General features: G+C 65.2%; 16 protein-coding genes and 1 pseudogene. 14 read left to right on the plus strand and 3 right to left on the minus strand.

Annotated elements, in window-relative coordinates; translation table 11 throughout:
• Positions 1-137 precede the first annotated feature (137 nt).
• Complete coding sequence (locus tag O9271_RS18185) at positions 138-2,870, minus strand: hypothetical protein (protein WP_298272921.1); 2,733 nt, start codon at positions 2,868-2,870, stop codon at positions 138-140.
• A gap of 680 nt (positions 2,871-3,550) precedes the next feature.
• On the opposite strand from O9271_RS18185, the gene O9271_RS18190 reads away from it, so the two are divergent.
• The 6 genes and pseudogenes from O9271_RS18190 to O9271_RS18210 all read left to right on the plus strand — a co-directional run bounded on the left by O9271_RS18190 (position 3,551) and on the right by O9271_RS18210 (position 14,913).
• Positions 3,551-6,592, plus strand: coding sequence for a DUF499 domain-containing protein (locus O9271_RS18190; RefSeq protein ID WP_298272923.1), 3,042 nt, complete (start codon positions 3,551-3,553; stop codon positions 6,590-6,592).
• Complete coding sequence (locus tag O9271_RS18195; protein ID WP_298272926.1) at positions 6,589-7,119, plus strand: hypothetical protein; 531 nt, start codon at positions 6,589-6,591, stop codon at positions 7,117-7,119. The genes O9271_RS18190 and O9271_RS18195 overlap by 4 nt, the downstream gene beginning before the upstream one ends.
• A pseudogene (locus tag O9271_RS18505) lies at positions 7,116-7,277 on the plus strand (DUF1156 domain-containing protein); the annotation flags it as partial. The gene O9271_RS18195 and the pseudogene O9271_RS18505, both read left to right, overlap by 4 nt.
• A 1,032-nt stretch (positions 7,278-8,309) precedes the next feature.
• Complete coding sequence (locus O9271_RS18200) at positions 8,310-10,070, plus strand: hypothetical protein (RefSeq protein WP_298272929.1); 1,761 nt, start codon at positions 8,310-8,312, stop codon at positions 10,068-10,070.
• A complete protein-coding gene (locus O9271_RS18205) occupies positions 10,067-11,629 on the plus strand; it encodes an ATP-binding protein (RefSeq protein ID WP_298272931.1) in 1,563 nt (520 codons plus the stop codon). The genes O9271_RS18200 and O9271_RS18205 overlap by 4 nt, the downstream gene beginning before the upstream one ends.
• 248 nt (positions 11,630-11,877) lie before the next feature.
• Entirely contained in the window at positions 11,878-14,913 is a 3,036-nt protein-coding gene (locus tag O9271_RS18210) for a helicase-related protein (RefSeq protein ID WP_298272933.1), read from the plus strand.
• Positions 14,914-15,133: 220 nt separating this feature from the next.
• Here the strand turns inward: O9271_RS18210 and O9271_RS18215 are convergent, their stop codons facing one another.
• The gene (locus O9271_RS18215) at positions 15,134-15,583 is read right to left on the minus strand and encodes a hypothetical protein (RefSeq protein WP_298272936.1); all 450 of its coding nucleotides are present in this window, start codon (positions 15,581-15,583) and stop codon (positions 15,134-15,136) included.
• 442 nt (positions 15,584-16,025) lie between these two features.
• Here O9271_RS18215 and O9271_RS18220 point away from each other — a divergent pair, with 442 nt between their 5' ends.
• The 8 genes from O9271_RS18220 to O9271_RS18255 all read left to right on the plus strand — a co-directional run bounded on the left by O9271_RS18220 (position 16,026) and on the right by O9271_RS18255 (position 24,213).
• Positions 16,026-16,724, plus strand: coding sequence for a hypothetical protein (locus O9271_RS18220; RefSeq protein WP_298272938.1), 699 nt, complete (start codon positions 16,026-16,028; stop codon positions 16,722-16,724).
• Between the two features lie 61 nt (positions 16,725-16,785).
• A complete protein-coding gene (locus O9271_RS18225; RefSeq protein WP_298272941.1) occupies positions 16,786-17,934 on the plus strand; it encodes an HDIG domain-containing metalloprotein in 1,149 nt (382 codons plus the stop codon).
• Positions 17,931-18,326 carry a hypothetical protein gene (locus tag O9271_RS18230; RefSeq protein ID WP_298272944.1) on the plus strand — a complete coding sequence of 132 codons (396 nt, stop codon included), beginning with the start codon at positions 17,931-17,933 and terminating at the stop codon, positions 18,324-18,326. Before O9271_RS18225 ends, O9271_RS18230 begins: the two co-directional genes overlap by 4 nt.
• Before the next feature lie 346 nt (positions 18,327-18,672).
• Positions 18,673-19,839 (plus strand): hypothetical protein, encoded by a 1,167-nt coding sequence (locus tag O9271_RS18235; protein WP_298272947.1) that lies wholly within the window; start codon positions 18,673-18,675, stop codon positions 19,837-19,839.
• 13 nt (positions 19,840-19,852) lie between these two features.
• Positions 19,853-20,701, plus strand: coding sequence for a Mu transposase C-terminal domain-containing protein (locus tag O9271_RS18240; protein ID WP_298272951.1), 849 nt, complete (start codon positions 19,853-19,855; stop codon positions 20,699-20,701).
• A gap of 47 nt (positions 20,702-20,748) precedes the next feature.
• Complete coding sequence (locus O9271_RS18245; RefSeq protein WP_298272953.1) at positions 20,749-21,546, plus strand: AAA family ATPase; 798 nt, start codon at positions 20,749-20,751, stop codon at positions 21,544-21,546.
• Positions 21,543-23,375, plus strand: coding sequence for a hypothetical protein (locus O9271_RS18250; RefSeq protein WP_298272956.1), 1,833 nt, complete (start codon positions 21,543-21,545; stop codon positions 23,373-23,375). Before O9271_RS18245 ends, O9271_RS18250 begins: the two co-directional genes overlap by 4 nt.
• A gap of 112 nt (positions 23,376-23,487) precedes the next feature.
• Positions 23,488-24,213, plus strand: a complete 726-nt coding sequence (locus O9271_RS18255) for a hypothetical protein (protein WP_298272958.1) — start codon at positions 23,488-23,490, stop codon at positions 24,211-24,213.
• A 542-nt stretch (positions 24,214-24,755) separates the two neighbouring features.
• Here the strand turns inward: O9271_RS18255 and O9271_RS18260 are convergent.
• Positions 24,756-26,042 carry a DUF6602 domain-containing protein gene (locus O9271_RS18260; protein ID WP_298272960.1) on the minus strand — a complete coding sequence of 429 codons (1,287 nt, stop codon included), beginning with the start codon at positions 26,040-26,042 and terminating at the stop codon, positions 24,756-24,758.
• Positions 26,043-26,110: the final 68 nt, after the last annotated feature.

Consider the following 26,110-nt stretch of genomic DNA (forward strand, 5'->3'; position numbering starts at 1 on the left):
CTGCTCCTGCACCAGCCGGACGGCCCGCTCGCGGACCTCCGGCGAGAACGGCTTGCTGCCGCGCCCCCGGACCCCTTTGTCTTTCGTCATGCTCCCAATCTCTCAAAGCTGGGAGCCTCCGCCAAACCCGGGGCGGTTCAGCGCGTATGCTCGTCGGCGATTCCTAGTCGGAGAACTGCGGCAGCCCGCGGCCGCACTTTAGTGCCGCGTGGTGATGGCGACTCTGCTCTTGTGGCGAGGCGTGAAAGGAGCTCCGCATCACCCATTCGCGCGAGACGCGCGCCAAGGTGTCGAATTATCAGAGGTCCAAAATCGTCGCCGCGCTCACGAAGGTAACGCACAACGCTTCGGATGACTCGGGAACGTTGCCCAAGTCGAAGGCGCCCATGCACAACGGTCAGAGCCTCTTGCTCGCCAACAGTGAGGTGACCGGCGCTATCAGATGAGTCATCTGCGGACGCATCCCGTGGCTGGTGCGAGTACAGTTCGAGATATTCGCTCCAAGGAGCGGTACCGCCGGCATCGTCCACGAGCGAGCACGCATAGAGGCCCTCTGGGATCGGAAGCGTTGGACGTCCTTCAAAGAGAAGTCGTTCCGCCATCGCCGTCGGACCAGCCAGCGCAACATATGAAGCCCAGAAGTCTCGTCGGTCATTCTGGGAGTCGTCGAAGCACATATCCGCCGCTCGGTGAAGCTCAATGCAACGGACGAGAGCGGGCCAGTCAGCCGCACTTGCAGCGATATCCGATGCGAGAGCGATGTTGCGCTGTACCGCATCACGCGAGTGTGCCTGCGCAACGCTGTCGGACACGAACGTCGCGCCGACGTATGTGAGAGCCTCGCCGCCGCGGTTCGCTCGTCTGAGCGCTGGTAGCAAGAAGCGATAGGCCTTCGCATCCTGTAGAAAGCCGCGCCGCATAAGCCATTCGATTGCCGGCTCCAGCACGTTCGCGGGGGTTCGGCCCTGCGTCACGAGGTTGGCAGTCATGAAACGTCGAAAGCTCTCATGAAAGATGCGAACACCACCTTGTCCGGTGGATGCCGTCAGCACAGGAGCCAGCTGCAACAGCGCACCCGGCACCCACTCACCTAGAAAACCGCCGAGCATCTCCCTTAGCTCGAACCCAGAGACGGAAAAATCGATAGTCCCAAGCAAGTCAGCGATTGCTTGGGCTTGGGCGCTGGCTCTACGGTAGAGATGCTCGTAGTAGTTGGCTACGTCACCGGCGATTGAAGGCGCTTCAGTAAGCCAGTCGATAGAAGAGGTGACAGTTCCATCCAAGAGTCCGGCGACGAGACCGCGCGCAAGATATCGAGCGTAGAGTGGGTTGCCCTCCGTACGCTGCGCGAGAAGCGTCCTAACACGCTCGATCTCGCCTTCATCAGTTATGCCGACGGCTGAGAGTGCTGCTCCAACGCCGTGGAGATCCGCGAGCTCTGTGATGTCGAGTTCAGTCCATGGCGGTATTTCCCGGTTGAAGATTCCCGCTTGCCACCTCTCGATCAGTGGGTCGAGGTGTTGGCCGGGCTGCGAACCGATAACGAGTGCAACACCCTGAGGTATGTCGACCGTGGCGAGGCGTTCTACGATATCGGTATCGTCGTGAGCCAGCGACGGAGAGGCGCTACGGACGCGCGCGATGTGGTCAATCCCATCCACGATCACAACAACGGGCCGACCCATCGCCACCGCTTTCGCGAGAGCTGCCTCGAACTCGGCAATCCCCGCTGCGTATCGTGCGCCGCCGGCGCCGCGAAGTGCATGCTCGGAGTCGCAGAGTTCCCCAAGGAGATTGCCGAAGAAGACGTCCGTCGTGACGCGACGTTCAACGAGTTCATCCCCCGGCTCCATGTAGCAGTAATGCCGCGCGACAATTGCGCCTCTATCGCGAAGCTCGTCGGCGAGCTTCGTCAGCTCCCATGACTTCCCGGAGCCGGGAGGTGCCACGATGAGTTGGTGCGTGCCCACCAGCGCCGACTCTAGAAGCGTCTGCCGGAACGCCGGGCGGTCGTGGAATAGCGCAGTGTCGACCGGGAAAGCTTGCGCAACTCGACCAAAGTCAACGCGGATATCAAGATCACGCTCAATCTCCGGCGGCGTGAATGACAGCTCTTGTGTTCGTGCCAAATTCGCGAGCGAGATCGCGACCGCCGCAACATCCGCGGGGACTCTACCGTGGTTCGGATAGCGTCCGATGCCCACGCGCTCAGCGAGTTCGTCGATCAGGAAGCGTTCGAGTGGACCTGGTTCAGTCAATACCGATGATGACACGGGCAGGCCAAGCTCGATCACGAACGTTTCGCAAAACTCCACGAACTCGGCGCGTCCGAACTCAGCGCTTGCTTGGGTGAACCCCCAAAGGGGCGACCAGATTGGATCAGAGTCATTTGGCCAGATCGTGTCGGCGCGCAGCCGAAAGAACTGCGCAGGCCACGTCGCAAAGGTCGGCGGAGCCGCTATCTGCTCCAACAGATCGCATAAGTCGTCTCCCGGCAACGGAGCAGCCCACGTAGCGCAAAGTCGATACTCGTCTGCCGGATTCGGATTCGCTCTGACGTGCGTGAGGACCAGCCGGTCAATTCGGAGGCTCGAACGGGTTGCGACGAAATCACTTTCAGAGATCGGACGGGCCGAGTCCTCGCTCGACTTGAACTGGCGCCTCACCCGACGCCCCGCTGCGCGCACTTCCAGATCGTCGATTCGGTCGTCCTCCACGATCTTGCGATCAACGACTACTTCGTCGTAGCGCTCGACAATACAGCACGCCAGGACGTACGCCGTCGCGATATCCTGATACCTGTATCCGCGGTGCGCTGGCTGAAGATTCCCGCGCCTAACGCTCATCGGATGATTGATTGCGAGCTGCAAGACTGCTTGAGGGCCACACGATCAGTCGGTCCACTCGGGCAGCTTTTTCGTTGACGGCTACAGCCTAAGCACCGTTTCGTCGAGATACGCGGCGACGGCCCAAGCAGGGATGCTTTGTGCCAAGCGTGCTGAGATATGTCAGGCACGGTCCGCCCCCGGCGCAGCCGCCGACGTTAACCGGTGTGAGGTGAGGCGCGTGAAGGACGTCAACGACGGCACCAGCGACATGCCGGAAGCTGATCGCGACAAGCTCTGTTTCGGTATTCGACCATACGTTTCGGTTCGCCTCGGCTGGGCAAAGGCACGCGTTGCAGTCAATGACGAGCAGGGTTGGAAGCGTCACGCTCAAAGTGGCGATGTGTCGGAAGCTACGCCGTCTTCGGAGCGGGCGCATTACACCGTTGGTCCGCAACCGAGACCCTCCGTTACCTCATCCCCCCGGAGCCAGGGCGGTTCAGGCGCGATACGGCGGATGAGGGATTTGATGCGCTCATGACCATGAGTCGGCGATCCAGCGGGGATGGTACGGACTGTCAGACCCCTCCACCAAATTCCGTAGAATAAATCGGGCATTGCCCCTTTCATGTCGGCCATCCCGGGCGCACTCTACCCCAGTCGTCCAAACTCACTCAATCCGCCCACCCCTCCGGCCCGGTCTTACCCCGTCGCCGCCATAAAAAATGACGCTTCCTACAGTCTTCACCGCCTGCACCCCGCGGGACGACGTCCTCAAGGGCTCCATCGCCGAGAGCGACTTCGCAGCGGACCTCGCCCAAGTCATCCGCGGCACGGCTCCGGACGAGTACCGCACCCCCGAGCGGTTCTACGAGACCACCTACCCCACCCGTGGTCTCCAGAACCTCCTGGCGAACGTCTGTCGGCGCCTGAGCGGCACCGGCGGCGAAGCAGCGGCCATCTTCCGCCTCGATACCCAGTTTGGCGGTGGTAAGACGCACGGCCTGATCGCCCTGGTGCACGCGGCCCGGGGCATGGAGGGGGTGTCGAACGTGGCCGAGTTCATCGAGCCGGGTCTGCTGCCCACGACAGCGGTCCGCGTGGCCGCCTTCGACGGCGAGAACGCCGACCCGCTCAACGGTCGGGACATGGGAGATGGAATCCGGGCCTTTACCCCATGGGGCGAGATTGCGTACGCCCTGGCCGGCGCGGCCGGGTACGAGCGCGTGCGAGCGAGCGACGATGGACGGGTCGCGCCAGGCGCTGACACGATCCGCGAGCTGTTCGGCGATCAGCCCACGCTGATCCTCCTCGACGAGCTGGCGATCTACCTGCGCAAGGTTATGCTGGCGCCCCATCTCGCGAACACCGCTGGACAGCTTGCCGCGTTTCTTACGGGCCTCTTCAAGGCCGTCGAGTCGAGCACAAAGGCCGCCTTGGTCTACACGCTGGCCGTTGGCAAGGACGGCCGCGCGCTCGATGCGTATAAGGAGGAAAACCAGAAGCTGCAAACGCTCATCGAAGAGCTGGAAAGCGTCAGCGCGCGCAAGGCGACACTGCTCAACCCCACCGAAGACGACGAGACGGCTCCTGTGTTGCGCCGTCGATTGTTCAAGCGCGTGGACGAAGAGAAGGCCAAACAGGTCGTCGATGCGTATCGCGCGATCTGGAAGCAGCACGAGAGCGCACTTATTCCCGCCGCTACTCGCCCCGAAACGGCCGACGCGTTTCTCGCGGCGTATCCGCTTCATCCGGAAGTGCTCACCACGCTGACCGAAAAGACCGCGACCTTCGCGAACTTCCAACGCGTGCGCGGTATGCTGCGACTGCTCGCGCGAACGGTGGCCTGCATGTGGGAGCAACGTCCCACCGACGCGAACGCGATCCACCTACATCACATGGATCTTTCCGACGAGCGACTACGACAAGAAGTCGTTACGCGCTTGCAGCAGGGCAACTACGAGCCCGCGCTCAAGCGCGACATCGCAGGCAAGGCGGGCGATTCGGCGGTCGCACAAGAAGTCGATGCGGAGCACTATAAGGGACTGCCGCCGTACACGTCGTACGTTGCGCGCACGATCTTCGTGCACACCCTCGCGTTTCACGACCGTCTGCGCGGCATCACGCCCGAGCATCTGCGCTTCTCGATGGTCGGGCCGCTCATTGATGTCAGCTTCGTCGATGACGCACGCAAGCGCTTCGTCGCGGAGTCGGCGTTCCTTGACGACCGGCCGGGCGCGCCGATGCGGTTCCTCGCCGAAGCGAATCTCACGCAGATCATTCGCCGACAGGAAGCGCAGATCGAGCCAGGTGACGTACGCGCCGAACTCCGTGATCGCATCCGTCAGATTTTCACCGGCGGTGGCTCGGCCACGCTCAGCTTGGTCCCGTTTCCGGGCGGCGCCTACGAGGTACCCGACGAAGTCGGTGACGGTCGCCCGTTGCTCGTGCTACTCGGCTACGACGCGGTGAGTGTGGGCGGCGTCGTGGAGAAGGTGCCGCACCTCGTTGAGCGCATGTTCAAGCACAAGGGTCAGGACGAATCAGCCCCGCGCGGCAACCGCAATCACCTCGTGTTCCTGGTTGCCGACGAGGGACGCAAGGAAGAGGTGCGCCAGAAGATGGCGCGCCGCTTGGCGTTGCGCGAAATGAAGAAGCCCGAGCGACTCGCCGAACTGGCCGAGCATCAGCAAAACAAGGTGAGGGAGTTGGAGTCGCGTTCGGAGACCGACGTTGCGGTGGCGATTCAGCAGTGCTATCGACACGTGTTCTTCCCGACACGCGCTGAACGCATGACCGACGACGTGGATCTGGGTCATACGGCCATCGACGTACCGGCCACTGGCGCGAACCCTGGCGCGGGTCAGAATCAGGTGGTCCGCGTGCTGCGCGATCTCAAGAAGCTGCGCACGTCGGAAGACGAGCCGGATTCGCCCGCATACATCCGTGACCGAACGCCGCTCAGACGGGGCGAAATCACCACGCGGACCCTACGTGAGGAATTCCGTCGCGATCCCGCGTTGCCGATGCTGGTCGGCGACGATGTCTTTTTGCGCGGCATCCGAAAAGGGATCGAAGCCGGCGAGTACGTCTACCGCAACGGCGACTTGCTCTACGGCCCCGGCGATCCGCAGGCGACGATCAAGGTGGACGAGCAGTCGACCGTGTTCACGATGGCGTTCGCCACAGAGCGCGCGATTTGGCCACGCCCTCTGGTACCCACCCCTGCGGTGGTACCGCCGACACCGGGCGATCCGCCAGCGGTGACGCCGCCCGTTGTTCCCCCGGTCGTACAACCGAAGCCGGTGGTGAGCGAGCTCTCCGCTGAGGGCGTGCTGAAGGAGGCGCTCGCGCAGCTTTTTGAGAAGGCGCGCGCTAGAAAGGTGATGAGTTTGGCTAAGATCGATATAAGAATGTTCGATGCTGGCGATGCCTTCCGGCTGCTTGGAGTGATCGGCACGGTCACTGGCGCGCAGAAGCAGGTGCATTTCGAAGGAGGGTACGAGACCGTGGACGGAGGCACACTCAATTTGGAGTTCACCGGTCCCGCGACCGACGCGTCGGTCCTGAAAGATTTCCTGGAGCCGCAGTTGCGCGCCGCTCGCGAGAAGAACGTGCAGGCGAACTTCGAGTTGCGATTCGATACGGGGTTGCCACTCACGGGCGACGCCCCCGAGAAGCTGACTGAACGACTAACGCGCTACGCGGCCGGCTCGGCTTACGTGACGGCTAGCGCGCAAGCGTCTGACTCCGGAGCCTCATCGTGAGCCGCATCGGACGAAATACTGCCCTCCGCATCATGCCCATCGAGACTTCCGCTTCCTCCGCACCGCAGTACGAGCTTCGCGCGCGCAGTTGGGGCGCGGGTGATGATGAGCTGGAGGTATGGCAGGTGCTGGCATCTGCGACGCCTCAACTCAAGGCGCCCGTGCGGGTCGCCGGGCTTCGCGGCCGTACCCTGGAGTTGGTGGAGCACCGAGTGATTCGCCGACTGAGCCAAGCCGGCGTGAAGTTGATTGGGCGACGTGAGGCAGAGCTCAAGCTGGGTGCGCCACGCGCGCATCCCATTGATGAGCACATGGCGCTGACGCTTGGACTCCTGTTTCGCACGCTAGCGCCGATGCGCAGCAGAGCGAACATGCTCCTCGTCGCGGACGGTATCGAGGCGATGGGTCAGGAAGAGGCGGCTTACTGGTTGGGGATGGCGATGCATCGCAAGAATCCGCGGCGGGTGTTGGGCGCGCTGCGCTTGCTACTGACCGATCCCTCACGGCCTGCGGCGGGCGGACGATGACGGGCCCGAGATTGATCGAGCGTTGGCTGCCGATTGCTGAAATCGGGGAAGAGAGCGTTCGCGAACGGAGATCTATGACAGCGCTCCCACCGACCTACTATTTGCACGTCTGGTGGGCACGCCGACCGCTCGTCGCATCGCGCGCAGCAGTTCTTGCGTCGCTCCTTCCCTTCGATGCTGACCGAAACCGGTTCTTGCACGTGCTCGGAATCCACGGTGATCCCATCGCCGCCAAGAAGCGCATCGCGGTAGCGGACCGCGCAGGGGAACGCCTCGGAGCCAACGCTTACGGTTACTCTCGCGCGTTCTCCTACTCGCCGACTTTAGAGGATCGAGCTTGGATCACATCTGAGGCCGCCCGGTCCGGCGTGGACAATCCACGTGTACTTGATCCAACTGCCGGCGGCGGAAGTATCCCATTCGAGACTATGAGACTCGGGATCGCCGCACTTTCCAACGACCTAAATCCAGTCGCGGCATTGATAGAACGCGCGACCGTCGAGTGGCCGGCAAAGTTTGGTCTCGCTGTGCGCTCAGAGTTCTTGAAGCTCGGCAGAACCTTAGTCGAACGCATGCGCGCTCGAATCGCGTGGGCCTATCCGACAGAGGCAACTGCCGATGGTCGCCCGGATGGATACCTCTGGGCGCGCACTATTGTCTGTCCTTACTGCGATGGACTGATACCGTTATCTCCAAATTGGCGCTTGGCGCCGAGCGGCACTGGTATACGACTCAGACCCCGTGGCCAGGACGCAGACGGGAGGCATGAGCGCCGGTGCGACTTCGAGATTGTGCACAGCTTGCAGGAGCAGTCGCCCGGGACAGTATCGGACGGTGATGCGACCTGTCCGTTTGCTGACTGCGCTCGCGTCGTTGACGGTGACGAGGTAAAGAGGCAAGCGCAAGCTGGCGGCATGGGCGATCAACTTTATGCGGTCGTTTACAAGCACCGCATAGCTACCAAGACAAAAAATGAGAAGTGGGTTCGCGCGTACCGCGCGCCGCGTGAGCCTGACGACAACGCACTTCTCCTGAGGTCGTGGCTCGCAGACAAGCTGCCTGAGTGGGAGGCGAGGGACCTTGTCCCTAGCGAACAGTTCTCGGATGTCTCGAACTATGATCGAGGCCATCGAATGTACGGCATGCGCTTATGGCGAGACATGTTTTCGCCGCGGCAGCTTATAGGTCACGTGACTGCCGTCGAGGTCTACCGTGAGCTGCTACTCGAAGCCGAACAGACGGCTCGCCTTACAGACGTAGGCCGCGCCGCGTTTGGATACTTGGCACTCTCACTCGACAAGCTCCGCGACTACAACTCGAGGATGACACGCTGGCACGTTCAGCGTGAAGTCGTTGTGAACACATTTGACAGTCACAATTTTGCGCATCGCTGGTCCTACAGTGAGATGGCGCCCCTCGTTGAAGGATTGGGTTACGACTGGGCCATTGACCAAACGGCAAAGTGCATCGAGGAGCTCGTCGACCTCACGCGTCCGGACATCGACGTGAGGCTCGCGCGTAAGCAGGATGTTGGTGCGAGTCTCTTCGCAGGTGCGTCGTTCATACCTAGTACTGTGTCTGTGAGTTGTCGCTCAGCCGATTCGCTCACTCAGATCTCCGACGCGAGCGTAGACGCGGTCGTAATGGATCCTCCGTACTACGACAATGTGATGTACGCTGAGCTGTCTGACTTCTTCTACGTGTGGCTCAAGCGCACCGCAGGTCCTGTGTTCCCTGAACTGTTCACACGTACCCTCACTGATAAAGAGAACGAGGCAGTCGCGAACGCAGCCAAATTTCGACTGGAGGAGGGCGCGAGGGGGCGTGCCGCACGCGACTACCAAGAGCGTATGGCCGCCATTTTTGCGGAGTGCAGACGAGTCCTTAGAGCTAACGGTGTTATGACTCTCATGTTTACCCATAAAGCGACAGGCGCATGGGACGCCCTCACCACGGGTCTGATGGAGGCGGGATTCACAATCACCGCGAGCTGGCCGATTAACACCGAAGCAGAGGGCTCCCTCCACATCAAGGATAAATCTGCTGCCAACAGTACGATCTTTCTCGTATGCCGACCTAGGCCCGTCGCATTGACGAGCGATGCCGTTCAGTATTGGGAAGATGTCGAACCTCAAGTCGCTCGCGCCGTTCGCAAGCGCGTCGGTGAGTTCCAAGAAGCAGGGATTGGCGGAGTCGATCTGTATCTCGCGTCGTTCGGCCCCGCACTGGAGGAGTTCAGCAAGCACTGGCCGCTACGTCGCGGAACTCCTGCCGAGAAGCCTCGCGCGCTTCGCAACAAGAAGCAGCAGGAGCTGTTCGCCGAAACGTGGGACCCCTACGCGGTGTCACCTGAGGACGCGCTCAACGCTGCGCGTCGCGAGGTCAAGCGTTGGCGGCTTGAGCAGCTTACGCACGCAAAGACCAAGGTGGAGCTCGATCCGCTAACCTCGTGGTTTGTGCTTGCATGGGACGCATTTAGAGCGCCGGTGTTCCCGTACGACGAAGCGTTGCGCCTCGCGCGCGCCGTCGGCGTGGACCTCGACCTAGAAGTCATTGGCCGCGTAGCCGAGAAGAAGGGCAGCGACGTTCGCATCTGGGACAGCGGAACGCGAGCCGCCAAGCACGCGCTCGGCCCGGCCGATGGATCGCGCGCCATGCTTGATGCCGTGCATCATGCTGCTCACTTCGCGCGCACGCGGACGCTGGATGCCGCACGTGAATTGCTCGTGAACGCGGGTGTATCGAACGACCCGCAGTTTTTCGCGACGCTCGAAGCAGTCCTCGAAGTCCTTCCCGTTGGTAAGGCGTTCAGCCAGGTCGAGCTGGATGGCGACCTAGGGGCGAGTGGTAGCGACTTCGATGTGCTGGAGAATCTCCGTCGGTTGGCCTTCTCGGCGCAGGTCGACTTTCCGAAGCAGTTGGAAATGTGGGTGGAGGCAGCGGGCGCATGATGGTCCGCGCCGGCGGCAAGGCCTCGGGGGTCACCGTCACGCGTGCCGCGACTCCGCGGGCGCTCGCTGTCGCATCGTTGCTATGGTCCGAGGTCGAGTCGCTGGTCGCGCGAGGTGAATCGGATACACTGGAGTTCAAGCGCACCACCGGCGAGTTGAAGGCTGCGGGTGCCACCCTGTCTGCGTTTCTCAATGGCGTGCGCGGCGGTACCGTGCTGTTCGGCGTTTCGCCCGAAGGGCGCGTGCGCGGGCAGGACGTGAGTGACGCGACACGACGCGAGATCTCTGAAATGATCGCATCGTTCGAGCCGCGCATCCATCTCGAACGGTTCGACGAAGTGGAGGTGCCGGCCGGCGCCGGTCGTCGCGTCATCTTGTTGTCGGTGGCATCCGGTGCCACTCACGCGCCCTACCTGTTCGACGGCCGACCGTATGTGCGCGTCAGCAGTACCACACGCGTCATGCCGCGCGAGCGCATGCTGGAGCTGTTGCGCGACCGCTCGCGTCCATCGCAACGGTGGGAGCTGGAAGTTGCGGAGGGGTACGGGATCGCGGATCTCGATGCTGACGAGATTCGCCGTGTCGCGAAGCAAGGCGTCGCGTCTGGGCGATTGTCGGGAGCAGTGGCGGTGGATGATGTCGAGGATGTGCTCGACAAGCTGCACTTGCTGGATGATGGCCGGCCCATCTCGGCGGCGGTCGCGCTCTTCGCACGCGAGGTGCTGCCACGCGACCCGCAGTGTCAGTTGCACATGGCACGGTTTGTCGGCAGCGACAAACGCGTGATCGCCGACGAGCAGCCACCGCTGCACGCGAATGTCTTTCAACAGGTGCGCGCCGCCGACTCTTTTTTCCGGAAGCACCTGTGGCGCGGCGCGCGCGTAGAGGGTGGCCAGTCAGAGCGCGTTGAGCGGTGGGAGCTCCCGCTGGATGCGCTGCGCGAAGCCGTAAACAACGCGGTCTGCCATCGCGACTATGAGCATCGCGGTGGGAGTGTCACCGTGGAGCTGTACGACGACCGACTGGAGGTCTCCAACATCGGTCGGCTTCCGGAGGGTTGGACCCCGGCGGACCTTAAGCGCCGGCATCGCTCCCGTCCGCCCAACGCCATTCTGGCGCGCGTCATGTACGTCGCCGGGTTGATCGAGGAGTGGGGTCGCGGCACCGAGGACATCGTGCGTCGGTGCGTGGAAGAAGGACATCCAGAGCCCGCCTTCCTGGTCGAGGGGGGCGATGTGGTCGTGCGGTTCGTACCTAAGGCTCCACTGGGTGGTGGGGCAGACCGTAGGGGTGCCGAGCCCCTGACAGCTCCTCAGCGGCTGCTTCTGGCCATTCTGGAGGCCGCCGGGCGGCCGGTGTCACTCAAGGATCTCTTGGCCGCCTTCCCGGCCAATGAGCCCGAACCTTCTCCTCGGACCGTCCGGCACCGGTTGGGTGCTCTTCGGGAGCAGGGGCTGACCTCGCTGTCTGGGGTCGGAGCGGGCGCCAAGTGGGCACTCACCCCCCGCGGGGCTCGCCGTCTGCAGGAAGACGAGACGCAGGCGGCGGGCCAACCGTGACCGCGTCCGCAATTAGGTAACGATGCGGCAATAATCAGGCAAGAATGGGGCAACGCGCGGTTGCCTCATTGCTTGCCCAATGACCAGTAACCTGACTGATGCCACAGCTCCCTGACCGTACCTGGCGCCTCAAGTACACCCCGGACGACGGCGACTTCGTCAAGACGTTCTACGTGCCCGCCCTCGAATGTGCGATGCAGTACGACCGTGCCACGGGCTACTTCAAGGCGTCGGCGCTGGCGCTCGCCATGCGCGGCGTGGAAGGGCTCGTGCGCAACAACGGGCGCATGCGACTCGTGGTCGGCTGCACGCTCCACGAGGATGAGATCGCAGCGATTGAGAAGGGTGAGTCGCTGCGCGATGCGGTGGATCGCCATCTCGCCGCGCGTCCGCTGGAGCCGCCCGATGACGCGGCGCGCGATGCGTTGGAGTTGCTCGCGTGGATGATCGGCAACGGATTTCTCGAAGTGAAAGTGGCCGTGCCGTGCGACGACAAGCGTCGACCGATGGCCTCCGACGGCATCTTCCATGAGAAGGCCGGCGTAATCGAGGACGACGCGGGACACCGGCTCGCGTTCAACGGCTCGATCAACGAGACCGCGGCCGGTTGGAAGTTGAACTGGGAATCGTTCAACGTCTTCACGAGCTGGTCAGGCACCGCGGCGTACGTGGATGCGGAATCCGCGAGCTTTGCGGCACTATGGGCGAATCAGGCGAAGCGCGCACTTGTGCTGGACGTGCCGTCTGCCGTGAGCGCCGATCTGATGCGCTTCATGCCGACTAACGACCTGCCGGCACGGCTTATGGTGAAGGACACGACGCGTGAGCCGTACAAGACGCCGGCTGCACCAGCGCCGGTCGTGGTGGATCCGGTACCCGATATCGATGTGCGGCGCGAAACGTGGGAGTACATCGCGACCGCTCCCATGCTTCCGAACGGCGGTGAGCAGGTAGGCGAAGCCACGTGCGCGGTGGAGCCGTGGCCACATCAAGTACGCGCGTTTGAGCGGCTTTACGGCGCAGAATCGCCGCGACTGCTGATCGCCGACGAGGTAGGGCTCGGCAAGACTATCCAAGCGGGCATGTTGCTTCGGCAGGCGTGGCTGGCGGGCCGCGCGAAGCGCATCCTGATCCTGACACCGGCTGCCGTCATGCAGCAGTGGCAGCTTGAGCTGCGTGAGAAGTTCAATCTGAACTGGCCGATCTACGATGATGGCCATCTCACGTGGTATCCGTCACCCGGCATGCGTGGGCGAACGGAACGCGCGGTCGGTCGGGCAGACTGGCACAAGGAGCCCGTCGTCATCGCATCCAGTCATCTTATGCGCCGACGCGAGCGTGAAGACGAGCTGTGCGTGGATGCCGAGCCATGGGATCTCATTGTGCTGGACGAGGCGCACCATGCACGACGGAAAGGTGCGGGATCGGAGAAGCAGGAAGGACCGAATGCGTTGCTGCGACTGATGCGGCGTTTGCGTGCGCGTACGAAGGGGCTCGTGCTGATGACGGCGACGCCCATGCAGGTACACCCGGTCGAGATGTGGGATCTGCTGGACCTGCTAGGCTTGCCCGCCACTTGGAACGAGTCCGCGTTCCTGCGCTACTTCGCGTTGCTGGGGAAACCGTCACCATCGCACGAAGAGCTCGACGAGCTGGCGTCGATGTTTCGTGACGCTGAAGCCGAGTGGGGGCCAGTGGGCACGGAGACGATGGAGCGACTCGGCGTCACGAGCAAGCTCAAGTCGAAGAAGATTCTGGGTGCGCTGCGCGATGCGTCGAACATCCCGCGTCGCTCACTCGAAACCGGTGATCGTCAGGCGGCACTGCGTGTGCTGCGCTCAACGACGCCGGTCTCGAAACTCATGTCGCGCCATACGCGAGATCTACTGCGCCGATATCACAAGGCAGGGAAGCTCACGACACCCATCGCCACACGCAAAGTCGACGACACGTTCATCGAACTGACGCCCGCGGAACGGGCGGTCTACGAACGCGTCGAGGACTACATCTCGACCACGTACAATCAGGCAGCGCTCGCGGGCGGTACGGCCAAGAACGCCGTCGGATTCGTGATGACGGTGTACCGGCGTCGTCTGTCATCGAGCTTTCGCGCGCTCGGCAAGACGTTGGAGGCCCGCCTTGAGCCGTTGGCGAGTAAGGGCGTCAATGCCAACTTCGCCGCTGCTGAGAATGCGTCGGATGACGAAAGTCGCGACGACGTGATGGACGCCGATGAGGCGACGCAGTTGGAGCAGGCGGCGCTCAAGCTGGAGGAGAGCGACGACATCCAGAGTTTGCTGAAGCAGGTGCGTGCGCTTGCACCCGACACGAAGGCCCGAGTACTCCGTGATACGCTCACACAGTTGCGCGCCGACGGATACGGCCAGGCGATGGTGTTCACGCAGTTCACGGACACGATGGATTTTCTGCGCAGCTATCTCGTGTCGGAGGATGCGAAGGAACGCAACGCGGAAGGGGTTGAGGCCGCGCTCCCGCGCATCCTGTGTTTCTCAGGGCGGGGTGGCGAGACACCAGTGCCCGGGGGCACGTGGCAAGCGATCAGCCGCGATGAGGTGAAGCGCCGTTTCCGTGCGGGCGAAGCCGACGTACTGCTATGCACGGACGCGGCTGCCGAGGGCCTGAACTTCCAGTTCTGCGGCGCGCTCGTAAACTATGACATGCCGTGGAATCCGATGCGGGTTGAACAACGCATCGGCCGCATTGATCGACTTGGACAGCGGCATGAAGTCGTGCGGATCGTAAACCTGCACTACAAGGACACCGTCGAAGCCGACGTGTACATGGCGCTGCGCAAACGCATCGGACTGTTTGAGGCTGTGGTTGGCCGCCTGCAACCCATCCTGGCTGAACTGCCACGCCGCATTTCCGCTTCAGTTCTGCAAGCCGGCCGCGCGACGGATGCGGTGCGGGCGCAACTGGCGTCTGACGTGGCCATGCGCGTTGATGCGCTCTCGGCGGACACCACCGGGCTGGATCTCGACCTGTTGGGCGACGATGTGCTCGACGTGCCACTCCGGCCCGCGCCCGCGCTCGATCTGGCGTATCTCGACGCCGTTATCGTCCGCTCGAACGTCATGCCCGCCGGTGTCGAGGTCCGCACGCTGGGAGCGGGCGAATACGGATACCTGGCGCCCGGCATGGCGAGCGAGCTGCGGGTGACGACGGACGCGGACTACTACGAGGCCCACGCGGACAGTGTGGAACTGTGGTCGCCGGGGTCGCCGGTATTTCCTGATCCGGAGAAGGTGTTAGGACCGGTGTAGCAGTCAGTGCGCCGTCCCAATCGGTGATCGCTTGAAACGCCCCGCCGTTCTGGATTAGCAATTAGGGGGAGGGGGCGCCTCGCGCTCGCCCACGAGGTGCCGCTCGCCAATGAGCGAAGGGCGCATTGTAATAATTCCCGGCGCCGAACCGGCATAGCGGGGGAAGCCCCCCCGCGGAGGCGCGGACCACCTGTCGGCAGTCCGCGCTCCGCTGGGGTGGTTAGGCCGTACCCTCCTGCGCCTTGCTGGGGGCGCGGCGACCGGCCGGGCGCTTCTTCGCGATGCCGCCGCGGGCCTTGGACTTGGGGCGGCGGGACGCCTTGGCGGCGCGCTTGGCACGCGGGCGGCGGGCGGTGCGATCCGCCTCATCGACGGTCACCGACAGGCTGCCGTTCTCGTGCTCCGCGACCACCGTCGCCATCAGCGTGACCGTGACCTGACGGCCGGTGAGCGACGCGGGGCGCCGACCGGCGCCGATGACCTTCACCTGATCGGCGCGGACCGTGAGCTGCACCGGTTTGGTGCCGTTGGTCGCGGACGCCGCCGGCTCCATTGTCGCGACGCCGCTGGGGGACGGGAGCCGCTCGCCCTTCAGCAAGCACAGTGCGAGCTGGGCCAAGATCTCCGTGGCCTGCCCCGTCGTGGGCAGGAACTGCTGCGAGTGGGACATAGGCAAAATCTCCAAGAGTAGTGGACGACCCCTTGGTCGTCACGGCTACAGCCTAGTCCTGCTGCGACGTGTTGCCATTCGCGTGGCCACGACGCCGTCCGCGATCAGTCCCGACGTCCTCCTTCAATAGACGCGCACCGCCTCCAGACGCAGGCCGCCCCCGCCGGCACTCGCGCAGTCTGTCGAGCCGGCCGCGGTTCTGGACCTCGTCCACTACGCTTGCTGGCGCTGGACACCCCTTCGGTGAACCACCCCGGAGGCCTCCAGCAGAGGGTTGGGGACCGGACCACAAAAGCGACCCGGATCCCCTATGCTCTGGAAGCGAGGGGCTGTTCGGACCGACCGCGGCTTACACCGACCGCTGCGCCTCGGTCCCCTCCGCTACCCTCTCCACCGCAGTTGAACGGCTCGATTCTCGGGCCACTCACGCACGGAGACACCAATGCAGTTTGCATTCGACTTCACGGCCGCCCATGGGCTGGCCACCCTCGTCACCACGGCGCCGGTCACCAGCGACCTCCCCGCTTGCGGCACGGTGAATGAGGAGGCAGCGGCCGAGGGGACCGCCAACGACGCCGTCCTGCAGCTGGTACTGCCCCGCGCGGAACGCCTGGCCAGCCTCGCCTACGTGGCGTGGCCGGTCGAAGGGGTGAGCGTCGACGACCTCACGAACGATCTGGTGCTCGAGGTGCTCGACGCCCTGCCGTTTGCCCCGCGCCCCCAGACCCCAGCGTTCGATGTTTGGCTCTCGTCCACCCTGATGACGACGACCTACCGCCGCTACACCGCGGCCAAGGCGGAAGCGCGGGCCCACGCCGACGCGATGCGTGAGCTGGCCGGGGTGAGCACGGCAGCGTGGGACGTCGACGACGAAGACGACGCGATTCAGGCGGCCACGCCCATGACCCCGCGCCCCCAGCCCGCGCGGCTCACCCTGCAGTCTGTCCTCGCCACGCTGGATGTGGAGGACGCGCGGCTGCTCCGCTGGCGGGCGGACGATGTGACCTGGGAGTGCATCGCGCGGCGCCTCGACGTGTGCCCGCGAACAGCGCGTCGGCGCCATGCGGCTGCGCTCGAGCAGGCGCGTCGCATCGCCCGCGGGGCGCCGCAGGACTGGGCGGTCGTCGACCGCGCCGCCTGAGCAGGACCTGTGTTTCGCGCCCGGCGAACGCCGGGCGCGCGTACCCAACAATCGGAGGCGTATGAGCCAGAGCTTGAACGATGGGCGGCTGCCGTTCGTGGAGCCCACTGATGGCGCCTGTATCGAAGGGGCGACGTGTGTCCGCGCCACGGAGGACCGCACGAGCCGTCGCGGTACGCTGTACCGCCAGATCCTCCTCGGCAATCGGAACGGGCAGTTCGCGCTGAACCTGTTTGCGGATCAGATGGCCGCTTGGAACGGGATCCGTCAGGGGGACGGCGTGTGGGTCTCGCTGGTCGGTCGCGCGGGCAGCGGTGGCTACGGGCCCAGCTGGTCGCACGACGGAGTTGTCCGCCTGGACGATGCACACCCCTTTCGCGACGACCTCCTGCCGCCCTGTCCGGTGCCCGAAGAGGAGCTGCGCGAGCGCTTTGCCGCTCTCGTTGCGCGGATGTCCTCGCCGGCCGCCGCTGTGCTGGCGGCGGTACTGCGCGAAGTCACCGAGGAGGCCTATTGGCGCGCCCCCGCCGCCCAGCGTCTCCATCACGCTGTCGCCCCGTTCGGGCTCGTGTGGCACTCCTGTGAAGTGACCGAGCTGGCGTTGCTGATGGCCACGCTGCCGCGCTACACGGCCATGTTAAACAGGGACGTGTTGATCCTCGGCGGCCTGCTGCACGACGTCGGCAAGACGATGGAGTACGCGGTGCAGCCGGGCGTGGGGATCACCCGGGCGCCGGTGGCGGCCTCCCGATACCACACCACGCTGGGCGTCCAGATCGTGACCGCGGCCGTCACGCGGGCCGAAGCGGAGTTGGCGGCGGCGGGCACCCCGCGGTGGCTGGTCGATGCGGTCTTGGCTGTGATCGAGAGCCACCACGGGATCCGCGAACACGGGTCGCCCACGGCGCCCGCCAGCGCCGAGTCGTGGGTGCTGCACTTGGCGGATATGGCGTCGGCACGCCTCGCGGCGACCTACGACGCGTTGGAAACGGCCACGCCCCTCGACGAGCCCACGTGGTACCGCAACGGCCGGGACGTGATCCAGGCGTTCCATGAAGTCGCCGTGGTGCCGGAGCCCGCGCCGGCGACCGACGCGCCCATCGCCCAGCCGCAGGGCGAGGAGCCGCCCTCCGCGGCCGACCAGCCCAACGACCCGGGGGAGGTCCCGGAGGGCGTCGTCCGCCTCATCGTCAACACGGAGGATGCGTGAACGAGCCCAACCTGCAGGCCCTGCCCACCATACGCCCCCTCGGCGGCGGCCGGGTAGCGATTGATCTGCACGAGTCGGATCTGACCAAGCTCCGCTGTGAGCTGCTCCTCGCCGCGGCAGACGGCTCCCCGAGCAGCGAGGTGTGGCGGTCGCTCGCCTGGTCCCTGTCGCCGAGTGAGGACCGCCGCGTGTCGCTCTCCCGGGCCGCGTACACCGAGCTGGTGCGCGTGCTGTGCCGCAGCACGGTTACGCGCCGCATCGCCCACACCCACGCCCGGCGCCTCGAGTTGGCCCGCGTGCTGGTCCCGGTGCTGGGCCCCGCGGTGCACGAGGCGGTCCGCGCGGAGTGCCGCGCCCTGCGCGCCGACCGCAAGCGCGCCGCCGGCGGCTGACGGCGAGGGCCCCGGCCGGCCCTCAATCCGGGGGCCGGCTGGCATTCCGGCAATCTGGCGGAGATGCGCTAGTCTCGCCGCGCCCATGCTCGCCCCCAGTCCGGAGGCCGGCGGGCATCGTGGCAGCTTGGCGGAGATGCGCTAGGCTCGCCGCGCTCGCCGATGGTCCTCCGTTCCTCAACACGACGAATCCATGAAAAAACGCGCTGCTCGCCAGTCCGGAAAGAAAGGCTCCTCGCGCCGCCGCCCCACCGCCCCCCGCTCGCGTCGTCGGCGCGCGGGGGCGGCCCGTGGACGGTCGTCGACCCAATCGCAGCAGGCCCCTCGCGGCGGTCCTCGCAAGACCATGGAGGAGGCGCCCGAAGCGCACCAGCGGATCGCCCTGACGAAACAGGGGCTCGTCGAGGAGGTGCTGCTTCGCCGGGATACGCTTGGCCTCAACGGTGCCATCAATTTCGTGTGCGACGAATTCGTCGGCCTGGACGATGAGCCGGTGTCCCCGACCTCCCTGCGCCGCTGGGTCGAGCAGTATGACGCCCACGGCCTGGCCGGACTGCTGCGCCAGCAGCGCACGGACCGCGGCCTCCGTCGGTCGCTCGACGCGCTCGCCGCCCGGCACCGCCTGAACGCGGACGCGCTCGAACGCTTCATGCACAACACGCTGATCACCGGGCGCGGGAGCGCCGCGGTGCTGTTCGAGGCGCTCACCGAGACTTGGTCCCGCGTCCCATGGAATCAAAAGACGGTACAACGGTGGGCCCGTCTGTGGAAAGCCGAGAACCCGCACCTGCTCAAGATGGTGCAGGAGGGCGAGGGGCGGTTCCTCGACCACTGCGCCCTGTATCTGGGGTGGAGCGAGATCGCGCCGCTGGCCTGGGCACTCCTCGACTCCACCCAGCTGGATAAGCGCGTCACCCTGCCCCCTGGCCACCCGCAGGAGGGGGCGGTGGTCCGGCCCTGGGTGTCGTTGATGCTGGACCTCGGGTCTCGCGCGGCGGTGACGTTTGAGATCACGCTCACGCCACCCACCCCGGCGACCATGAAAAGCCTCTTGCGGCGCGCGTGGTGTGCCGGGGAGAACTGGCAGGGCTTGCCCACGGTGCCGCTGCCGCAGCACGTCCGCGTCGATGCCGGCTCGGAGCACAAGGGCGCGTTCCAGGAGGCCCTCGCGGCGTTTGGGCTCGACAAGCGTGTCCCCAAAGGGATGCCCGAACGCCAAGCCCATATCGAGCGCGCGGTGAAGACCGTGTTCGGCGATGCCGTGCGCGGCCGCCCGGGGTGGACCGCGGTTGAACGGGTTGCTGATGAGACGGATACCTCCACCCGCGAGCATGCCCGCAGCAAAAACGCTGAACGCGAGGCCCGGCGGAACGAGACCCCCAAGAAGAACCTGATGACGCTCACGGAGTGCACCGAACGGATTCGGCAAATCGTGCTGCGCTACAACGCGCAGCTCCATAGCGGCCTCGCGCAGGAGTACCGCGACCGCGTCGCGGCCTCCCAGGTCGCCTAACCCCACGCGTCCCATGCCACGTCAGACTCACAACCACTCCGCGCCGAACACGTCGCGGTTCACGCCCCAGTTCGTCCTGACGGACGCCCTCGCGCTGCGCGCGAGGGCGGTGGGTCCGCTCCAGGCCCCTGACCCGCTCCTCTTCCTGCACGAGGTCCTGCGGGTGGTGGACAAGGATGGCATCGACATCGCGGGAGTCCGTTTCATGAGTCCCGCGCTGCTGCCATTTGTGGGTACGAAGGTGAAGCTGCCGGTTCGGTATGACGCGGCGGCCGCCAATCGCCGGCAACTGACGCGGGTGTTCGTGATCATCGAAGCGACTCGCGACCGGTCGCGGAGCGTCATTGAGTGCCTGCCACGCCCGTATGTGCGCGAGACCACCGACCGCGAGGGGTTCGAGGCCGAATCGCGCCGGTACCGCGAGTCGCTCAAGCAACAGGTCGAGGAGGCCGTCGAGGCCACGGCCCGTCGTCGCGGCGGCCACGCGGCCGGTCAACGCCAACGGGATCTCCACAACACGCGCCGGCATCAGGGGCGCGCTGGGCAGGAGCAGTCCGGCTACGGCCCGCCGCGTCCTGAGGTGGAGGCGGGGGTGCGGAAGGCCGCCAAGGCCAAGCTCGAGAAAAAGCTCGAGAAGCTGGACCCCACGGCGAGGGCCAAGGCCAAGACGAAGGGCAAGGCTGAGACCAAGGCCAAGACCGAGTCGAAGTCGAAGCCCGGCGCCGGCCGCGCGAAAAAGTCAGCGGGCACACGCCGCCAGTCGACGGGACGTAAGGCCCCCGGCGCCGACAGCGCATTCAGCGCGTGGAGCCAGCTGGGCAAGGCGGCGGACAGCAAGTCGAACCGTAAGCGCCCGACCTGACAGCAGCCCGTCGCCGGGGGCACGCTGGAGCACCTCAACCGGACCGCATGACCCACATCCCGAAACTCGTTCCGCTCCCGTGGCACCCGGCGGCCCTCGCGCTCCTCGACGAGGTGCGCGCCGGGCACGAGCGCGCCTGGATTGTCGGCCCCAAAGGCGTTGGCAAATCGTACCTGCTCAAGGCTCGCGCGCTCGCGACTGCCACCGAACCGCGACGCTTCGTCTACACCTCGGTGGGGGCCGTGCGTTCGGGCACCGGCGTGTTGTGCACGGTGCTCGACGCAATTCACGGCGTGCAGCCAACGGTGAACAGTCTGCTGGGATCGGTCAGTGACCGCGCGCGGCGCCGCGGCGCGACCTACCTCCTGCAGCTGTGCGCGGATGAACTGCACCTGCGCAACGTGGGCGCCGTGCTGGTGGACGAGGCCCCGCAGCTCGCGACCCCCGCGCTGATCCACGTGACCCAACTGGTGGACCACTGCCGGGACCGGCACCAGCACCCGCTGGGGCTCGCGTTCGTCAGCACCACCACCGAACTCGCCGCGCTGCAGGCAAGTGGGGAACTTGGGCAACGGCTCTCGACGCTGCTGCCGATTCCGCCGCTCGCACCGGGGGACGTGGAGTGGGTGATCGCGCAGCTCAGCCCCGCGGTGAGTCGGGTGCTCGGGAAGGCGGGGGGACGACGGGCGGAGGCGGTGTTGTTGCGCCTGACTGAAGAGGTCGACGGCCGTGTTCGGCCGCTCGCGGAAATCGTGTACCGCGCGGAGCGCCTGGCGCGTGCCGAGGGACGTGCCGTGGCCCTCGAGCATGTGGTGCTGGCCATCGCGATGCAAGCGAAAAGATGATGCGGCGCTGGGACGAACGCATCGCCACGGCCGCGGAACGCGCGGGCCGTGGGCGCCCATGGTTCGGGTTTCCCGAACTCCGTCGCGAACTCGTCATCCTCGGCGACGGCGCCACGCCCAACGGCGGGACGCTGCGCCGCACCCTGCGCGCATTGCAGCCGTCGCTGTTGCTGCCGGTGCCGCCGGGGGTGTGGTTCGTGGCCGAGGCGGACGAGATCACGCGGCGAGGCCGTCGCGTGGGGAGCCCGCGCTATCGCCTCGTTGGACAAGCCGTGGAGGGGGATGATCCGGCGTTCCTGGACGATGCGGGTCGCGTCCTGGTGGCGCTGTACGTGGCGAGCGGACTCGCGGCCACGCCCTACGTGCCGACACAGCTGGTCACCGATGTGCTGCACGCCGAACTGGCCTTGACGCTCGAGACGCGCCAGCAGACGTCCATGCTGCTACAACGGCTGGCCCACGACTTCCCCCTCCTGGTGGATCAGGACCGTGGACGGGGCCGCACGGCGCTGTGGGGCGCTGTGGGGGTGCTGCGGGAGGTCTGGCGCGACCGCGTCGACGAATGGGCCGAGCAGCTCGGGCCGCGTCTGGTGCGGAGCAGGCGCCTCGCGCAGGAGGGGGCGCGTTCGGCGGCGGAGCTGGCGGTGCGCGTGGTGGAGCTGGTCGAGCAGCGCGTGCGGGATGCGCAGTGGCCGAATGGCCGGCCCGTGTCGCTGCGGCGGATCACCGAGCAGATCAGCGTGGCGCGGTGTACGACGAGCTCAGACGAGACCGACGAACACTTGGTGCGTCTCGCCGAGATCCTGCAGCGCCGGGATCGCGATCTCGGCGAGGCGCTGCGGTCGGCCTGTCGGGTGCAGTACACCAATGGCAGACGGGCGCGCGCGCCGCAGCTGGTGGCGCTGCATCCGCTGGGGCAGGAGAACGCGTCGTATGCATCGATCTCGCTCCCGCGGGCGGTCCGCGCGGCGTGGGTGCCGTGGCGTGACCTGCAGGCGCGGTGCAATCGCGCGGCGTTTCGTCGGCTCGAGCAGGAGCGGATCGCGATCCGGGCCCTGCGCGGGGCGGACGACCCACATCTGGCGATATTGGCCGCGGTGCGTGAAGTGCTCGCCGTGCGCGAACTGGCGGCGATGCGTCGCGCCGTGGCGGAGATGCTGCCGTTGGCGTCGGCGGTGTCGTCGGCGCTGGAGGAGCGCCGGCGGGCGCTGCACCACGCCGCGGAGCGCGCGGCCGTCGGCTGGCCCGAGTTGGCCACGGCCGAGTCGCGGGCGAGAGCGCTCCTACGCCCGTCGCGGCTCGCGCTCGATGCCGTCTGCGATGTGCCCCGGCCCACGATGCCCATCGCGCAGTTCGCCGCGCTGACGCCCGCGTTCAAACGCGGGACGCTGAGCGATGGCGTGCTGGCCGCCAACGCGATCACCGTGCGCAAGGTGCGCGACCCGCGTGGCCGACGCTCCGCCGTGGGGCAGGGCAGGACCCCGAAGTACCGGTTGGATCGGGTCGACGCCCTCGAGTACCTCGTCGAGAGCACGGGGGCGCCGGGGCGCACGCTGTTCATTGCTGGCGCCCGGTTGCTTGGGCCGTGGCTCGCCGAGATCGCCCTGGTTCGTCCGCTGCTGTCGCATGGTAATGCGGACGTCCGCAATGGGGCGCTGGGGGCCGTCCTCCTGCTGGGGGACCTCGGGCTGGCCGAGCGCACCCTCCGGCAGCGGGAGAAGGCGGCGAGCCCCGCCACGCGGCTCGACCGCGAGGCCGCCACGGCCGCCCGCTGGTGGATGGCCCGGCTCGCCGGACCGGGCGGCAGGCAGGGGGCGTCAGGACGGTGAACCGCCCCGTCCGGTGCCCCCGCGGCAATCACCCCCACAGCGCTCCTAGACTCGGTGTGCAGAGGGTCGGAGATGCCGGCCACTGCGCTACCCGAAACGCCAGGAGGCGTTGATGTACCCGAATGGTTTGTTGCTCACGCTCGCCGTCAGGGCGAGCCCGCAGGCTCACGACGGCACGCTGCCGTCCACGCTCGTCATCCCCAACCAGCTCCCCGCCGGCGCGGGCAGGCTGCACATCCAGCTCGCGGTGCAGGGGGTTGCCGCACCCACCCTCAACTCCCCCAACGCCGCGGTGCCGCACACGCCGGTGGTGTCGCCGGCCCCGGTGGAACCGGTGTTGGCGGCGGGTGCACCGCCCGTGTCGCGGGACTACGACACCCCGGTTCCGCAGGACGAGTCGACGGCGGAGCCCATCGTCGTGACGGCCATCGCGCTGACCCCGGAGCTCGAGGAGTTCGTCATCGACCGCGTCGCGGAGGACATCGACGAGGCCATCGATAACCTGCGTGATGAAACGCTTCCCTCCATGATCGACGAATGCGTCGAACAGAAGGTCAGCGAGGCGATGTACGAGCACGCCGAAACGCTGGAGAGCCTCGAGTCACGAATCGATGATCTTGAAGAGCGGGAGGCCGGCATTGACGAGGACACGTTCGAGGACCTGCGACTCGACGTGCTCACGCTCACTGGACGGGTCGATCAGCTGAACGTCCTCCGCGACACCATCGCCGAGCTCACCGCGACGTGCGCGGCGTTGACGGCACGGGTCGCACAGCTCGAACACGCCGCTTGCGGTACCCCTCGCGATGGCGAGACCGTCGTCGAGGAAGAGGGGTAATCACGCGGAGGTCGCCCCCTCGACCTCGCCACCCGACTCTGATCGCGTTGCAGCCCCTGGTCCACCGTGCGGTGGGTCAGGGGCTGTGTCGTACGCGTGGCAACGGTACAGGGCGGTCCGCCATCGACCACGTATCCACCAGCTCTACGCCAGCGGCGCGATACCGGGCGAAAACGTCCTGGCCGTCCCACCCTGAGGGCATCTTGGCGCGCAGCCCCGCTGCGTTGAGGGCCTGGTCCTCTTCGACCGTGACCACGGCGCCCACGCCGAGGAACTAGACGCACCAAGTCCCCCCTTCGACTTCGGCCGATTCTCCAGTTGAACCATGATATGCAGTGATGCGGGACAACCAAAGAAATGGCGAGAATCAATCAGCAATAGGCGACCTTACTAAGCTAACTGCGCCCCTTCCCACCGACGTGGGTCGATTGCATCCTCTCCGCTTCGTACTCGTGGACGTACCAGCTTTCCGTGGATAGACGGGCACCGGTTACCGCGCGGTCCACTCTGCTCAAAGCATAAGACCGGCTCTGGCGAACAAATCAACTAGAGCGACTTTTCTTAGCTTGTTGGGCTAGCATCCACCTGGTAAATCGACCGGTCTCATCCTCCCCTGCAACCCAACCATGCGGAGGAGAAACGCCTACGCGGCACTTGTGAGTCAACAGCCGAAGAATCCCATCTAACCCGAGCAACGCCAAGCCGTGACGACGGAGGTAGTCAAGTGAAGCGGGAAGTCCCTCCTCCATCTCTGCAGAATAATCAGCCCAAAATGAATCGCTATTCGTATCGACGCTGCCAGCAATGCAGAGATAATTCATAAGTGTTGCTTCTGTGCTCGATAAGAATACGGGCTCCCACTCTACCATCGACGGAAGATTCTTGAGTGTCTTCGCGGAGAACTTGGTATACCGGTAACCCCATCCGAGATTGCCATCACGTTCTACAGTTTTCGCAAAGAGCAGTGGGCAGAGGTGTTCGTCGTCGAGATCTGCGCCAAAGACTCGACTGTCCACGAGGCCGCGAGCTGACAGTCGCGTCCAGATCACCTCAAGAAGCGCACGCACTCCGACGTTTCTGGCAGAAGCAATGAGCAGCCATTCGTCTGAGTTCTCGGTGTGGGCCGCATATGGCATCGCATTAAGCTTCACCAGAGCATTGTCCCCGCAAACTACGAGGGAAGGGAAGTTTGACGGGCCGAGGCTCGGAGTGGCTCCGCTCTTTAGCCGCTCCTCTAGGTGCTTAATAAGGCCGTCCCGAAGTGTCTTCTCTGTCCGGAAGCCCTCGTATCCAAAAACGATGCGTGCGGGAAGCGCTACATCGTAAGCTATGTTGAGCGCCATTGATGCGAGGGCCGCGGGCAGTGAACCAATTCCGTCAGCCACTGGGAATTCGATCTGCGATATCATCCGGAATGCACTTAGGAACTCCGTCGAAGGAACCGAAGTAAGTAGGTCCTCATGTCGTAGGCTTTCGAGATTCTCGAACGCGTCCGATAACTCACCGCTGTAGAGCGACTTCTTGACCTCGACAACAGCGACTACCTGAGCGAAAGGATATATGAAGTGGTCGATATACGGCGTCTTATGGCCATCGCCGATAACCAGCATCACGTCGATTTGCCGAGAGAGCGTGCCGTTGGGCAGGCTCACGTGTCCCGTTACGACCCGAAGGTCGAGTCCCTTAAATAGAGAAAGGTTAAGGAGGTGACGAGTCAGCCCCTCGTACATGCTCCCAATGACGACTGGATGGTCAATTTTATGTGCAGCGAGTGCGGCACCTTCCTTTTCACGAATCTCCTCCAAGAGATCGGCAATGGTATTGATCACGCGGTGCTCCTAGATTTTTGCATCTGGGCGGCCTGAACCGCCCGGTGGATTGGGGAACAACTTAGTTG

The sequence above is a fragment of the Gemmatimonas sp. genome (genome assembly GCF_027531815.1).
Taxonomy (GTDB): Bacteria; Gemmatimonadota; Gemmatimonadetes; order Gemmatimonadales; family Gemmatimonadaceae; genus Gemmatimonas.

Coding starts and splice junctions, on each gene's coding strand:
- O9271_RS18190 (WP_298272923.1), top strand. CDS start 3,551: ATGACGCTTCCTACAGTCTTCACCGCCTGCACCCCGCGGGACGACGTC.
- O9271_RS18205 (WP_298272931.1), top strand. CDS start 10,067: ATGATGGTCCGCGCCGGCGGCAAGGCCTCGGGGGTCACCGTCACGCGT.
- O9271_RS18210 (WP_298272933.1), top strand. CDS start 11,878: ATGCGCGGCGTGGAAGGGCTCGTGCGCAACAACGGGCGCATGCGACTC.
- O9271_RS18215 (WP_298272936.1), bottom strand. CDS start 15,583: ATGTCCCACTCGCAGCAGTTCCTGCCCACGACGGGGCAGGCCACGGAG.
- O9271_RS18220 (WP_298272938.1), top strand. CDS start 16,026: ATGCAGTTTGCATTCGACTTCACGGCCGCCCATGGGCTGGCCACCCTC.
- O9271_RS18225 (WP_298272941.1), top strand. CDS start 16,786: ATGAGCCAGAGCTTGAACGATGGGCGGCTGCCGTTCGTGGAGCCCACT.
- O9271_RS18235 (WP_298272947.1), top strand. CDS start 18,673: ATGGAGGAGGCGCCCGAAGCGCACCAGCGGATCGCCCTGACGAAACAG.
- O9271_RS18240 (WP_298272951.1), top strand. CDS start 19,853: ATGCCACGTCAGACTCACAACCACTCCGCGCCGAACACGTCGCGGTTC.
- O9271_RS18245 (WP_298272953.1), top strand. CDS start 20,749: ATGACCCACATCCCGAAACTCGTTCCGCTCCCGTGGCACCCGGCGGCC.
- O9271_RS18250 (WP_298272956.1), top strand. CDS start 21,543: ATGATGCGGCGCTGGGACGAACGCATCGCCACGGCCGCGGAACGCGCG.
- O9271_RS18255 (WP_298272958.1), top strand. CDS start 23,488: ATGTACCCGAATGGTTTGTTGCTCACGCTCGCCGTCAGGGCGAGCCCG.